The organism is Candidatus Tisiphia endosymbiont of Piscicola geometra (assembly GCF_964026415.1).
GTDB lineage: Bacteria > Pseudomonadota > Alphaproteobacteria > Rickettsiales > Rickettsiaceae > Tisiphia.
Map to the genome: position 1 here is coordinate 1,334,613 of NZ_OZ032144.1, position 14,538 is coordinate 1,349,150.

Annotated in this window: 9 protein-coding genes and 1 pseudogene; 5 read left to right on the plus strand and 5 right to left on the minus strand. The window is 33.3% G+C overall.

Annotation, left to right across the window (positions count from 1 at the left end; translation table 11 throughout):
• Positions 1 to 89: 89 nt before the first annotated feature.
• Positions 90 to 857, plus strand: a complete 768-nt coding sequence (locus tag AAGD26_RS06345) for a 16S rRNA (uracil(1498)-N(3))-methyltransferase (protein WP_341751547.1) — start codon at positions 90 to 92, stop codon at positions 855 to 857.
• Between the two features lie 43 nt (positions 858 to 900).
• On the opposite strand, the gene AAGD26_RS06350 is transcribed toward AAGD26_RS06345, so the two are convergent.
• From AAGD26_RS06350 to AAGD26_RS06370, 5 genes and pseudogenes are all read right to left on the minus strand, one after another.
• On the minus strand, positions 901 to 4,314 hold the full coding sequence (locus tag AAGD26_RS06350) for a hypothetical protein (protein WP_341751548.1): 3,414 nt from the start codon (positions 4,312 to 4,314) through the stop codon (positions 901 to 903).
• Positions 4,315 to 4,330: 16 nt separating this feature from the next.
• On the minus strand, positions 4,331 to 6,769 hold the full coding sequence (locus AAGD26_RS06355) for a VirB4 family type IV secretion/conjugal transfer ATPase (RefSeq protein WP_341752335.1): 2,439 nt from the start codon (positions 6,767 to 6,769) through the stop codon (positions 4,331 to 4,333).
• Between the two features lie 32 nt (positions 6,770 to 6,801).
• The gene (serS, locus tag AAGD26_RS06360) at positions 6,802 to 8,094 is read right to left on the minus strand and encodes a serine--tRNA ligase (RefSeq protein ID WP_341751549.1); all 1,293 of its coding nucleotides are present in this window, start codon (positions 8,092 to 8,094) and stop codon (positions 6,802 to 6,804) included.
• Positions 8,072 to 8,826, minus strand: a pseudogene (gene tatC, locus AAGD26_RS06365) (twin-arginine translocase subunit TatC). The gene serS and the pseudogene tatC overlap by 23 nt, the downstream one beginning before the upstream one ends.
• Before the next feature lie 428 nt (positions 8,827 to 9,254).
• Complete coding sequence (locus AAGD26_RS06370; RefSeq protein ID WP_341751550.1) at positions 9,255 to 10,010, minus strand: HAD family hydrolase; 756 nt, start codon at positions 10,008 to 10,010, stop codon at positions 9,255 to 9,257.
• 217 nt (positions 10,011 to 10,227) lie between these two features.
• On the opposite strand from AAGD26_RS06370, the gene AAGD26_RS06375 reads away from it, so the two are divergent.
• From AAGD26_RS06375 to typA, 4 genes are all read left to right on the plus strand, one after another.
• Positions 10,228 to 10,455: a type II toxin-antitoxin system prevent-host-death family antitoxin gene (locus AAGD26_RS06375; RefSeq protein ID WP_341747876.1), complete on the plus strand. Its 228-nt coding sequence runs from the start codon at positions 10,228 to 10,230 to the stop codon at positions 10,453 to 10,455.
• Positions 10,452 to 10,871, plus strand: coding sequence for a type II toxin-antitoxin system VapC family toxin (locus tag AAGD26_RS06380; protein WP_341751551.1), 420 nt, complete (start codon positions 10,452 to 10,454; stop codon positions 10,869 to 10,871). Before AAGD26_RS06375 ends, AAGD26_RS06380 begins: the two co-directional genes overlap by 4 nt.
• A 209-nt stretch (positions 10,872 to 11,080) precedes the next feature.
• Positions 11,081 to 12,427, plus strand: coding sequence for an MFS transporter (locus tag AAGD26_RS06385; RefSeq protein WP_341751552.1), 1,347 nt, complete (start codon positions 11,081 to 11,083; stop codon positions 12,425 to 12,427).
• Between the two features lie 287 nt (positions 12,428 to 12,714).
• Entirely contained in the window at positions 12,715 to 14,535 is a 1,821-nt protein-coding gene (typA, locus tag AAGD26_RS06390; RefSeq protein ID WP_341751553.1) for a translational GTPase TypA, read from the plus strand.
• Positions 14,536 to 14,538 lie beyond the last annotated feature (3 nt).

The following is a 14,538-nucleotide window of genomic DNA, read 5'->3' on the forward strand; positions in this document are numbered from 1 at the left end:
CTCAAAACATAATTTTAATTATTAAAATAATATTTTGAAGTACATGAAAAAGTCAAAATGTCTAGGTGTTAACCATTAGAGTTAAAATTATGAAAACTGCTCGTCTTCACAGAATATATACCAATATCAGACTAATTGAAAATTATTCGTTAAATCTTGCAAAAGAGCATAGTCACTACCTTAAAACAGTATTAAGACTAAAGGTTGGCGATCATTTTAGAATTTTTAACGGCACAGATGGTGAGTTTATAGCGCAAATTACTGGTATTACAAAAAACAATTTACATGTTGGACTTACTAATATTTTAAGAAAAGCAACAGTTGAACCTGAACTTACTTTAGGAATATCTATTATTAAAAGTGATAGAATGTTGGATGCCATAGATATGGCTGTACAGCTTGGGGTAACAAAAATTATTCCACTAATCGCTGAAAGATCTCAATTTCGCACTGTTAATACTCAAAGATTGATGAAATGTATTATCGAATCTACAGAGCAGTCTGAGCGTTTAATACCCTGCATTCTTATGCCAGTAGTATCACTTAGTCTTTTCCTAGAACAAACTTTAGATAATTCTATAATATATGCCAATGAAAATGAAGATGAAAATAATACTTTATTAAAAATCATGCCTATATACTCATCAGATATTTCGGCAAATCTTTCAGTTGTTGTTGGTCCAGAAGGTGGTTTTTCACAAAATGAACTCCAAATGCTTTCATTAAGACCTAATACTTTATCAATAAGTCTAGGGTCAAATATCCTCCGAACTGAAACTGCTGTAGCAACATGTCTAGCACAAATTAAATTATTCACAGCTAGTTGCGTTGCAACTAAACCAATCCTCCTAAATTGACTAATAGTAATGGTGATAGCCTGATGTCTTTATCAAACTCAGGTTATTTCAGTTGATATTTAATAGTAACATTTAAAGTTCCTCCACCAACTATTCCCACACAAGTATTAATATTATTTTTACCATTTTGTAAATGTGGCATAAGATTAAGTTGTGCTAGGTTATTAGCTCTACCTATGTCGGATGCTTTCACAAATTGACTATTTCTAGAAATGTAAACATCACAGTGAGTACGGTCAGCATTGTAATTTCTACATTCCATAGAGTTAAAGTTATCAGGACCAGTATGAATAAGCTGATTATTAACTTTAATCATTATGTAATCATCATAATATGAGCCAGTACCACCTATGGTGAAAGAGTTTAGCATGTTAGTATTTGGTATATCAAACTCATAATTTACGCAATACAATGTATCGTAAGTATGGGCTGCAGAATGGTATGGTCCACCAAGTATAAAGGTTCCAACCTTAGTTAAAGTATCGTAGTTATTGTTAACAGGAAAATCTTTTTTATCACTTGTATATTTGAAATTAAGACCAGTATTCTCTTTACATCCAACACCATCCGGTAAGGCTTCAAAGGCCACTGTTTTAGTATAGATATTTGATAGACAATAACGTTGTAGTGGTTTATTCGGATCAATTAATACCCAACCAGACCTACAAGTACCTAGTGCCAAATCACCTATTTTTGTGTTAGGATCATCTGTTTCTGTGCTAGACCATGTTGCGTTACCACTGGCATTAGTCGGGGTGGTAATTGCTTGACATTTAGGGGCAAGAACTGAAGTGCAAAAACCTAATTCTTGTGGGGTTTTATCTCGGATTGCAGCAGTTTTGTCAAGAGAAATACCATCCTTATCGACAAGAATACCTTGCTCATTAAACTTAGCAGTATAATACTGCCCATCAATGTTTATTGTAGGACCTAGTGACGGGGAAGGATCGATTCTATTATTACTATCTACAGACACTTTACATACTTCAACATTTGGCTTACGATTATTTTTATAACAATACATAGAGTTATCACATTTATAAATCGTAATACCCTTTGTCTTAAGATCGTCTGTAGTCTCCGTAGAGTTACAACCAGTATGAGTATCCTGACAGATTTGCAGACCTAGGTATTGCATACTTTTTGTCTTAAATTTTGAGCAATCAACTGTATCTGATTCAAGTAGTCTTGCTAGTATACAGTTAGTATTATTTACTCCAGGAATACATTTGTCTATATCTTTTAATTGTAAACAACCATGCGTTGCACCTTGAATATATTTACCATTTATATATTCAAGACCCTTTAAATATACAGCATCTGTAATAGGAATTCCTGTCTTAGCATCATAGGGGATCTTGTCGTCTTTATAATTACCATATATTGTTAAAGGATTCATAGATTTTTTGCCAGAAAATGGCATAGCAGTATATATAGTGGGGGGTGTATTAGAAATATATGCCATGAAGGAAGTAAAATTAAATCCTGCTAAATTTATTATTGCTTCTGTCTCGCCTGCTATTGACTGAGTAACCGATAATGGTGTAATAACAGTACTAGTTGAATCAACAGTATCCCCTTTATCGTCTAACACTCGTATTGACGCAATAAATTGAGGGGTATAATAGCTATTATTATTGCAAGTAACTCCAGGAAGTCCTCCACACGGATAGGTTAGAATTTGGTAACCATCTGTTACTCTGTCTTCACAACCAACCAAGTTATCTCCTTCCGATACACAAATAGATTTTGGATCACGACGAAGATTAGGATTTAAGGTAGTATCCAATATAGTATTCCTAGTAATTGAAGCAACAAAAGTCCTGTCACTGACATTGTCTCTGAGCTTAAAGGTTTTTTTGAGCGGTAGTAAACTTGTAGTATCTTGACCTTGTATAGGAGGAAATGCAAGACTAACATCAATAAACTCACCAATATTTATGCCCCATATTTCTTGACAAGTAATCTTACCATTTGCTTCTTTGCTATTACAATCAGGTAAATCATCAACATAGTAACTACTTGGTGCAGAATGATCACCTACTTTTTGTGCGTAAACTATCCTAAAGCCATCTTTGCAACCATCCTCAATAGTACATTCAAAGGGAATTTTTGTGTTAACACAACGTTCTTTATCACTAGCTGAACATTTTTTTATTGCATCGAGTTGAGCGGTAGCAATATGAATTCCTTTGGCTGAAGAAAATGGACCAAGATTATCTATTACTACACATTTATCGGTTTCTTGTGGATTTTCTTTATTTCTACAAAGAGGGACAAGATTGTCTAAACTAACACGTACGACATTATGAATAAAATTATTTCTTAATTTAGACACCACACATGGTGCATTTGAAGATTGAACAAATAAATTACCTTTCTTTTTACTGCATACAAGCTTTGTCGTAGGAGTAATAATGAACTGTTTTAATTTAGGGCAATATGGTGGTGGAAAAGGACCTAATGGTAATTCAACGCAACCAAATTGGTAGTCATCAACAGAACGATTTAGTGCACCAAGTGCTTCTACTATTTGTTTTGCCACCTCATACATCCATTGTTGTTCAAAAATATATCCTATCCATTTAACTATTTCTTTTATAACATCAAGACCTGGTGTATTGTCAGAAGCAATCATGTCTAATAACTTACCTAATAGTACTGATATACTCATACTAGACTTAATGTCTATTAAAAACTTTAGAATTTTTGCAAAAGGGTGTAACTCATCTGTTTTATGAAGAGGTTGTCTTATTGGATTCCAGTCCATCGGATCTAAGTGAACTCCGGTAGCTGAGACGAGGTTTACCAAGCCAGGATCACTATATGCACATAGCTTTGGTCTATTAAACGGTTTTCCATCATCTCCAACGATCGGTTTTCCATCACTCCCAATAATCGGTTTATCATCTTCTGTAAAGCCAACATCATTCAAATGTTTTCCAGGTGTATAACCAGGGTCTGCTGGCGTTCCTTTACTATTCAAGGCTGTTGGTGCAACTGCAGGAACAGCAACCCTAGCACAAATTCTGAGTAAGGGTAGGGCATAAGCCCCAGGCCATATTATGCATTCACCATCCCAATTCAAAGTAGTGGATTGATTCCAGCATGCAACTGCATTACAACTTTGAGTTCTTATACGAATCTTTGGTGAAAAATAAGAGCTTTCTGGTGTACGTTCCGCACAGTGCTGAAGATAAAATCCAATAAATTTCTCAGGAGGGTCAAATTGAACCAAGCAATTATCTGTATCACGTCCATCCCGCCTATTCCATGGTGGGCATATAGGGTTTGGCTTTATTGTTCGTTTTATACTTCCATTCCATGTTTCATTTATCTCACTATACCCGCAATTGCAAGGATCACTTAGACATTGTGCAACTCCATCCCAAAATGAAGAATAACTCTTGCTAGAGTAAATCAACAAAAAAAATGCTAGATAATATTTTTTTAGCACCAAACTCCTCTTACAACTAAATATGATTTAATGCTATATACAAAGGATTAATCCAATTATCAGGATGTCCTGGATATTGTTGTAATATTTCTTGATATATTTTTAATTCCTCGGTTCTACAGGATAGAATCTTGATAATACCAATTAAACTTCCTATACTTAACTCCAAAGCAATAGATTGATTATTTTGATTTATTAAGAACATTCTAGAAGCAATTGTAAATTTCGATAATTTATTTATTTCTGATTCATTTAATCCTAAAATTTGTTCTAAATACTGTGATTTTATTTCTGATGGTAAAATTATTTTAGTGTCTATTAAATCCAACCAATTCTGTAGTACCTTTGTTTTTGTTGACTGTAGATAACTAAAATTAAAATTACTAACCATTATTCCATTATTACTCAGCAATCTATCAGAAATCATTTGTGATATGTTATCAAAATTTTCCGGTCTATACAAGGAATCTAGATTATCTATGGCTAATATTTTTGGACTCTTCCCTATAATAGTTAAGTGATAATTAAAAGCATATATTAATCCTGCACATAAACTATTATGCTTAGTCAAATTCATTGAAAAATCTTCTAGAAGTTTTCTATCTGTTGGATAAAAACGTTCAGTAAAAGACTTCCCAGAAAAAGGATACAAATTAAATCCGATTATGCCGCCTTCAGATAAAGGGAATTTATCACTATCAAATATACCATCATATAATCCTCCTTTTGTATAATCAGTCAACCTTAGTTTAATTAAGTCTCCACCTTCTATAGAAAAGTCCATTGTTTTTAAAATGGAGGAAAAATTACGTTCTTTATTATCTAAAGTCCAAATTTTATCAGCGAAGTTTTCTAGAAAAGCTAATTCTGCTTTGGTTAGAGGGTAAAAAGAATGATTGCAAATTATCTTAAGAAATTCGATAACGAAATTCCTTGACTCTAGAGTATCATCTAGTAGAAATGGATTTATTAGGTTCTTCTCCTTTTCAAACCACTGCCCTTCAATTGATTCAACAAAAATCTTTGAATTATTATTATTGGAAAGATATAATATTGTTGGCTTGTATTTAGTTGCTTCAGAAATTAAAAAATTTGTTAGTACAGTCTTACCAGTATTAGCTGTGCCAAAAATACAAGTATTTCCTCTATTATTACTTTTAGCATGAAAATTCATAAAGTAAGGAGTTCCTTTTTCTGTTCTAAGCAAAGTCACCGCTTTACCCCATATGTTATTTTGGTTTCCGGTCGGGAAATTATGTAATGAGGCCAAAGCGGCGGTATTTTCTATAATTGTGGGAGCAAGCCTCCTAACATAGGAAAAGTTCCCTGGGAGCTGTGCCCAAAATGTTTGCTCTAAGTTTATATCTTCCCGCACATGGACAATACCAATTTTAGCAAGTTCCTTAGATGCTTGGGCAATTGATTGATCCAATTTCTCCAAATCTGACCCTATAATAGCAATAGAAATTTGTTGTTTACAAAATTGGTTCGGGATTGAAGCATCAAGGTTCATTATCTTATCTATTCCTGTAATTTCAGCAAGTTTAGTATCCTTACTAACTTGTAAAATATATGCCTGTTGTTCAAATGTTTTAGATACTTCTTTTTTATCAACGAAGTAAAATATTTCTGTTGCTATTAATTCCACAGGTAATTGTAGGAATCCATCAAGTGCAGCTGATGATACTTCTTGATATTCCTTTATTGAAATAATGGATGCAAACTTTTTATCATGCCTACTTATTACTTCAATCTTATCGTTACCAACTGCATATTGATTAGAGGCTAAAGCATTAGATAGATTTGCAATCGGTACTAAGCAATATTCTTCGTTGAGATGAATTATTCTACGATATAAAAACATCAAATCAGAGTAAGATTCTTCTCCTTCAAATCTTATTCCTAACTTTACTGCACCAAAATCTTGTAAATCCAAAAGTATTTTGTCAACAGTACTATTTAGCATTTTAAAAACACTATCTAAATAGTTATTTTGGTAATTGACAAGTTTATCGAAAGACAAAGAAGTTATTAAAGAGTTGATATCTTTAACTTTAATTTTAGCAGAATCATAAATTATTGAGATATATAAGGTATTAACAAATTTATCATCCCAGTAATTTTTTTGTTGCCATAAATTGTGAATATTAGCTGGTAACAATTTATTGTAAGGAGTTGGGTCATCTAAGTTTGTCTTACGTCGTACAGTATGTATCCAAAATGCAAAATTTTTATTATGAACATTTTTCTTAATCGCATTACGCACTACTTCTCGTAAATTGAATAACTTAGTGCTAATATTTTCTGCATTGATACCATTTATTTGGATAGTTTGGAGTAGTTCGCCATTCTTAGTTAACAAAGTATTCTCATTATAATGACAAGCAATTGGAATGAAATCCTCTGCAGAATTATTATATAAATCCTTATCAACTTTTCTTGAGTTGCTAGCTATTTTGAACACCAATGATACCTATCAAATACATGTTATTTAGACTCTTTAGTGGTATGAATTCGCTCCAACCCACCCATGTAACTCACCAAAACATCTGGAACTGTTATTGAACCATCTGCATTTTGGTAATTTTCTAGAATTGCGATTATTGTCCTACCAATTGGTAAACCAGAACCATTCAAAGTATGGGCAAGAGTGGTTTCGTTGCTACCAAATTCTTTATATCTAGCTTTCATCCTTCTAGCCTGAAAATCTCCACAATTAGAACAACTTGAAATCTCACGGTATAGATTTTGACCAGGCAACCATACTTCCAAATCATAGGTCTTTTTGGCAGTAAATCCCATATCTCCAGTACAAAGCAACATAACTCTATATGGTAGATCAAGTTTTTTTAGAATGGTTTCAGCTGCATTAGTTATATATTCATGTTCACGCTGAGATTCTTCTGCAGTAGTTATTGTAACCAACTCAACTTTACCAAACTGGTGCATACGTATCATACCTCTAGTATCTCTACCACTACTTCCAGATTCTGATCTGTAACAGGGTGTGTAAGCAACATAACGTATAGGCAATTCTTCCCTAGCTATTATGGTATCGGCCACCATATTAACAAGAGGTACTTCACCTGTTGGAATTAACCTGTAATTATTTACCGTTTCAAACGACTCTTCTGCAAATTTTGGCAATTGACCACTATTATACATAGCAGCTGGTCGCACCAAAGATGGAGGAGATAGTTCAGTAAAATCAAATTCTTGAGTATGTGTATCAATCATAAAATTAATCAATGCACGTTCTAACTTTGCTAAATCTCCCTTTAGAGTCACAAACCTACTACCGGACATTTTAGCAGTACGTACAAAATCCATCATCCCTAAACTTTCACCAAGTTCAAAATGCTGCTTAGGTAAAGGAAGAGATAGTTTTGTTGTAATGTCTCCTACTGTTTTAAGCAGTTTATTCATACTGCCATCAGTGCCATATGGTACGTCGGGATCAGGAAGGTTTGGCAATACCTCCAACATATCGTTTAACTGGTGATTACTATTTAATTTTAAATTCAGTTCTTCCAGTTTCTCATTTATGTGATCCACATCACGCTTTATTTCTTCAAATTCTTTACTAAATTTGTTAGGCATGTTGCCTAGATCCCTAGATTTCTTCCTTCTTGCATGCTGAAATTGCTGAATAAGATTAGTTAGCTGGCGTTTGCTTTCATCTAGTTTAGTAATTTTATCGGACATTGGGGGAATTCCCCTTTTGATAAGTAGATCATCAAATTCCTGCTTATTCTCCCTAATCCACTTTATATCTAACATTTAACTTCCTCGATTTTCTACAAATTTACACATAATAATTGAAGTTTCATATAATAAAAGCATTGGTATTGCAAGGGCAAATTGGCTAAGTACATCCGGTGGAGTTAAAATACCAGCAATAATAAAAATAATTACTATAGACGATCTTCTTTTGTCCACTAAGTCTTTTGCTGTTAATATTTTTAATAAATTTAATATTAACATAATAATTGGTAATTGGAAAGCTACACCAAACGCAATAATTAACTGAATTACTAAGTTTAAATATTCACTAATTCTAGCTTCTAGAATTAGTGGAATAATAGCATTATTATCTTCAAAGCTTAGAAAAAATTGCCATGCACGCGGCATAACAAAATAAAATACAAAGATGCTCCCACACCAAAACAAAACAGGCGACATAAAAAGAATAAAAGCAGCATATTTCTTCTCACCTGAATATAACCCAGGTCTTATAAATAAAAAACATTCTATAGCGATAATTGGCATAATCATGATAAAAGAAACAAAAGCTGCAAGTTTTATATAAGTAAAGAATGCTTCAGTAAGACCAGTATAGATCACTTTTCTTATATCAGCATGATCTAATTCTGCAAGTGGCTCTAATAAAATGTTATATATATCGTTACTGAAACAATAACAAATAATAAAACCAATAATGAATGCAGCAAATACTCGTAAGAACCTAGCCTTTAGCTCTAAAAAATGCTCTTTAAAAGTATATGACTTCATAAATTAACCAATATGTACAAGTTTAAGTGGTAACCTCAGTTTGATGTAAGACATCGGTTTAATAGCCTAGGATGTCATATATGGACGTTCCTGCTTTCGTGAGGAGGTATTATAACGTGGATAGTCAAAATAGGTTGTTATGAACCTAAAAATTGAATAGAATGATAAAAAACTCATCAGAAGTATACTATATACTCTAGAATAGAAAACCAAAAATTGCGTCGTCATTATCCAAGACTCTAGCGGTATACTCAAATGATCCTACGAGCAGTATACCATCTATAAAAAAGGTTTGTAACTAGAATGATTATAACAAAGCTTTAAGAAAAATGGGAGAAATAATCCTTAGTTTTGATGAAAATTATACTAGGTGTTTAGTCCTAGAAGTTTTGCTATTGTCTTTTCTTCAAAGCAAAATAGTATAATCCCTATAATGTGTCATAAGAGTAGTCTAAATCTCCTAGGGAAGGAAGAACTTCATCTAACAGTTCTAATTTACTCTCTGTTGGCTGATCAAAGTTAGTATGTATTTGATTTTCTTTTTGTTCTTGTGCTGTAACTATCTCAGAAGCCTCATTTAAATACTCAATACCCTCTTTAACATGTATCCCCTGCATATCATTTTTCTTTGCGATATTCACATTATTTAGATCATCATCTATTAAAACAACCTTCTTATTCTCAGAAACACCAAAATGCCTCTTGGCTTCCTCTATATGCTCCTGTTTGCCTTCATAGTCATTTCTACGAGGATGCGACACTACATAAATTTCTTTCGATAGAGTCGATCCTAAAAGTTGCTCAAGAGCGTATTTGATCCAATCAGGATATGAGCCAAAAGATACAATAGCTATATGACATCCTATAGTTAATGCTTTTTGGAACAATTCTACTAATAGCTCTTTATTTTTCCAATTTTTTGTTTCATCTGCTAAAAATCGATCTACACAATCCTGATAATTGAGAGTAGCATTAAGAGCATTGTGTAAGAAACCTTTTACTATTGTTCCATCCCAATCAATACATAATAACATCTTATCAGATTGAGTTTCTTTTTCCAAAAAATCCTTTTGCTGTTTAACTTTTAGTTGATCAGAATTTGGAGTATTCAGTATCTGTTTATCTTTTGGTGTGCTAAAATCTAAAGGGGGTAAGCTTAATCTTGCCTGTTTTAATTTTGACATCTGTTGTTCTCTTAATATTTATTTTTTATTCTTCTTGAACCCAAAAACTCAGAACTTAATAAATTAATTTTAGAATTTTTGCAACAAATTATTAAGATTATTTAAGTAAAATGAAATAGATTAATCACTGTGATTAGCATATTGCATTGCTTATTAAAATATAATAAACTAGTTAAATTAACTAGTTTATTAAAGAGGATTCATGAGAATAGTTGGTATGTTTAAAACAAAAACTCACTTAACGGAGCTAATAAAAGAAGTAGAAGCAGGTGAAGAATTATGCATAACAAACAGAGGAAAAGAGGTAGCTTTTGTTATACCTGTAGCTAAATATTATTCCCAACGATTTGATGATCTATTTAAAAAACTTGCTGAACTTAAAAAACGTAGTCCTCTTGGCTCTACAGATGATGTTATTAAAATGAAAAATCTTGGTAGAAAATGAATTTAGTAGTAGATTGTTCATTCATCATGTCATCGATTTTACCGGATGAACAGCAGCTTAAGGTCGATAACATTTACCATCAGATTTCTAACAAAGTATATAATATATTTGCCCCTGCTGTCTTTTTTTTAGAATGTAACAACGTGCTTATATCATCCTTAAAAAAACAGCGTATTATTAAAAGTAATTATGAAGAGTATTTACACCTCTTAAATACCCTTCCAATTAATATTGATAAATTTTGTTCTAGCCCTGAATCTCTACATATAATAGCAAGGATTGCAGCTAAATATGGTCTAACGTCTTATGATGCTTCTTACCTTGAATTATCCCTACGCCTTGAAGCAAGCATTGCTACTCTAGATAATAATTTGGCTAATAGCTGTAAGATAGCAAATATAGAGTCTATAATTTAAAATACTAAAATACTTCAAATATGTACTTATAGTGAATTCAGTTGAATTATGTCAAAGAAATCTCCACTCGACCTTTTAGGTTGTATTAAGTACTAGTATATTGTTACACTAATAGTTTAATTATTTTAGCCTACTATATCATTTTTTCTTGCTATTAATTAACCAAATCATCACTATTTATAGTACTATTAAAATTATAAGGTGAATGAATGATAGGGAACTATAAAGAACAAAAAGGTTTAACAAGGAAACAAAAAGAAGCCATCGGATTGCTTTCAGCCGGGACATTCCTAGAGTATTTTGACCTGATGTTATATGTTCATATGGCAGTATTTCTTAATGAGCTATTTTTCCCAAAGTATGATCCACATACTACAGCAATTTACTCTGCTACAGCTTTCTGTTCTGGCTTTGTTTTTCGACCGGTTGGTGCATTAATTGTTGGTTGGATAGGTGATAATGTAGGGCGTAAGAATACCGTTATCATCACGACTTTTATAATGGCTTTATCATGTCTTATAATAGCTAATCTACCTACCTATGCCCAAATAGGTATTACAGCTCCTTGGTTGCTCACCATATGCCGTATACTACAAGGAATGTCCTCTATGGGAGAGACAGTAGGAGCAGTACTTTATTTAACTGAATCTATAAATCCACCAGCCCAATATCCAGCTGTTTCGTCAGTTTCGGTTTTTGCTACTTTAGGAGGAGTCGCTGCTTTAGGCATAGCATCGTTAGTGACCTCCTATGGATTTAATTGGCGTATAGCATTTTGGATGGGAGCGAGTGTAGCACTGGTTGGTACAGTAGCTAGAAAGAGTCTTAGAGAAACGCCGGAATTTGCTAATACCAAACGTCAACTAAAAAAAACTCTTCAGCAGACTTCAAATGTTGCCGCTATAGTTCTCAAAAAACTGGAAAACAACCCGATATGGCAGGAAAAAGCTAATAAAGTAACAGTAATAGCCTTATTCTTAATAGAATGTATGTGTCCCGTATGTTTTTATTTTGCTTATATTTATTGCGGAAATATTTTAAAAACTTCTTGTGGTTATAGTGCTGAACAGGTCATTCATCAAAATTTTATTATTTCAATATGTTCCTTCCTAAGTACTTTGGTATTAGCATATTTAAGTTATAAAATATATCCGTTAAAAATTGTAAAAACTTTGTTATTAATATTTGGTGTATTTGTTTTAGCTTGCCCTTATTTATTAAATAATATTAATAGCTCATTTGATGTATTTTTAATGCAATTATTCGTTATGTTATTTGTACCTAATGGTCCCAGCTTAGGACAGCCAATTTATTATAAACATTTCCCTGTCTTTAAACGGTTTAGATGTGCTAGTCTTACCTTTGCCATATCTCGTGCCTTAATGTTTTTAGTTAGCTCTTTTTTGATTGCTTACTTAACTGAGTATTGGCATCATTGGGGGATAATGATTATATTGCTTCCAGTCTACATAGGTTTTGCATTTGGGATATTTCATTTTGAAAAGTTGGAGAAAGAGACTGGGAATTATCCACAAAAGCCTTATGTAGAGATATAGATAAATGTTGACAACATAATGTAATAATTCGTTTTGTTACTGTTGGTATTTTGAAATACATAGCTAAAGTTAAAAAATGTATTACAGTTTCTTCTACTATCTTTTTAGCTTTTTCCAGTGATTTAGCTCCTAGCGTTTCTAAATTATGAATTCGATCCAAGAATTCTAGCAAGCGAGGAGCAACGTTGTTGCTAATTCAACTGAATTCACTATAACACAAGAACTCTATTCCAATTTGATATATTTTGCTCTATAATGCACATCTAAAAATATATTAAAGGTTTTTGATGTTTGCTATTCGCAATATTGCCATTATCGCCCACGTTGATCATGGTAAAACTACTCTAGTTGATAATATGCTTAAACAAAGTGGGACTTTCCGAGAAAACCAAGCGGTAGCAGAACGTGCTATGGATTCAAATGACCTTGAACGCGAACGTGGTATAACTATTTTAGCTAAATGTACCTCCCTTATGTGGAAAAATATCCGTATCAATATAGTTGATACTCCTGGTCACGCTGATTTTGGTGGTGAGGTAGAACGCATTCTTACTATGGTAGATGGAGTTGTATTACTAGTTGATTCTTCTGAAGGTACAATGCCTCAGACAAAATTTGTGTTGTCAAAAGCTCTAAAACTTGGTTTGAAACCAATTGTTGTTATCAATAAAATCGACCGTCCTGATAGAAGAGTAAGTGAAGTAGTTGATGAAGTATTTGAATTATTTATGGCATTAGAAGCAACTAATGAACAACTAGACTTCCCAATTATCTACGCTTCGGGACGTAGCGGTTGGGCATCGCGTCATCTAGAAGATGAGCAAAAAGACCTTTCTCCTCTTTTTGATTTGATAGTATCTCATGTACCTGCTCCTGTTTCTGATAGCAGTCTTCCCTTTTCTATGCTTGTTACTACTAGAGAGTATAACTCATATTTTGGTCGTGTATTTACCGGTCTAGTGCAGAGCGGTACGGTTAAGATCAACCAAAATGTTAAAGTACTTAATCGCGATAATATGGTAATTGAAAATGCTAGAATAAGTAAAATACTATCATTCCGAGGATTGGAACGTGTAGCTGTCGATGTAGCATATGCAGGAGATATCATTGCTATTGCTGGAATCCAAAACGCTACGGTAGCTGATACTATCTGTGACCCTGAAATAATGCTAGCACTCCCTTCCTTACCTATAGATCCCCCAACATTATCTATGACCTTTGGAGTAAATGATTCTCCTCTTGCTGGACGGGAAGGATCAAAGCTTACATCACGAGTTTTAGGTGATAGATTGATGAGAGAGATCGAAAGTAATGTGGCAATACATGTCAGTCAAACTGAAGAAAAAGATGCTTTTCAAGTTGCAGGTCGTGGTGAGTTACAATTAGGAATATTAATTGAAACTATGCGACGTGAAGGTTTTGAACTATCAATCAGCAGACCACGTGTATTATTCAAAGAGGATGAACAGGGAAAAAGATTAGAACCAATTGAAGAAATCCAAGTTGATGTTGATGATGATTTTGTTGGAGTTGTTGTTAAATCCTTGGCAATACGTAAAGCAGAAATGACTGATATGCGTCCATCTGGTGGCGGTAAAACTAGAGTCACATTCTTAGGACCATCACGCGGTCTTATTGGTTACCACGGTCAGTTTCTAACCGAAACTCGAGGTACAGGTGTTATGAACCGTGTTTTTCATAGTTATGGTCCATATAAAGGGATTATTGAAGGAAGACGTAATGGAGTATTAATTTCTAATGGGGATGGTGAATCTGTTGCTTATGCTCTATGGAATCTTGAAGAGCGTGGAAAAATGTTTATAAACCCTAATGAACTAGTATACCAGGGAATGATTATAGGCGAACATAATCGGGATAATGACCTAGAGGTAAATCCTCTGAAAGCCAAACAATTATCAAATGTCAGAGCTTCTGGCAAAGATGAAGCTATGCGTCTTATCCCACCAGTCATTATGACATTAGAACAATCTATCAGCTATATCCAAAATGATGAAAGAGTAGAAGTTACTCCTAAATCAATCCGGCTTCGTAAGGCAGTATTAAACCCTAATGACCGAAAGAGATCAGAACGACGTAATGAGGACTAATTG

Excerpts from the sequence above, each read along its gene's own strand:
- AAGD26_RS06345 (WP_341751547.1), top strand. The coding sequence starts at position 90 with ATGAAAACTGCTCGTCTTCACAGAATATATACCAATATCAGACTAATT.
- serS (WP_341751549.1), bottom strand. The coding sequence starts at position 8,094 with ATGTTAGATATAAAGTGGATTAGGGAGAATAAGCAGGAATTTGATGAT.
- AAGD26_RS06370 (WP_341751550.1), bottom strand. The coding sequence starts at position 10,010 with ATGTCAAAATTAAAACAGGCAAGATTAAGCTTACCCCCTTTAGATTTT.
- AAGD26_RS06375 (WP_341747876.1), top strand. The coding sequence starts at position 10,228 with ATGTTTAAAACAAAAACTCACTTAACGGAGCTAATAAAAGAAGTAGAA.
- AAGD26_RS06380 (WP_341751551.1), top strand. The coding sequence starts at position 10,452 with ATGAATTTAGTAGTAGATTGTTCATTCATCATGTCATCGATTTTACCG.
- AAGD26_RS06385 (WP_341751552.1), top strand. The coding sequence starts at position 11,081 with ATGATAGGGAACTATAAAGAACAAAAAGGTTTAACAAGGAAACAAAAA.
- typA (WP_341751553.1), top strand. The coding sequence starts at position 12,715 with ATGTTTGCTATTCGCAATATTGCCATTATCGCCCACGTTGATCATGGT.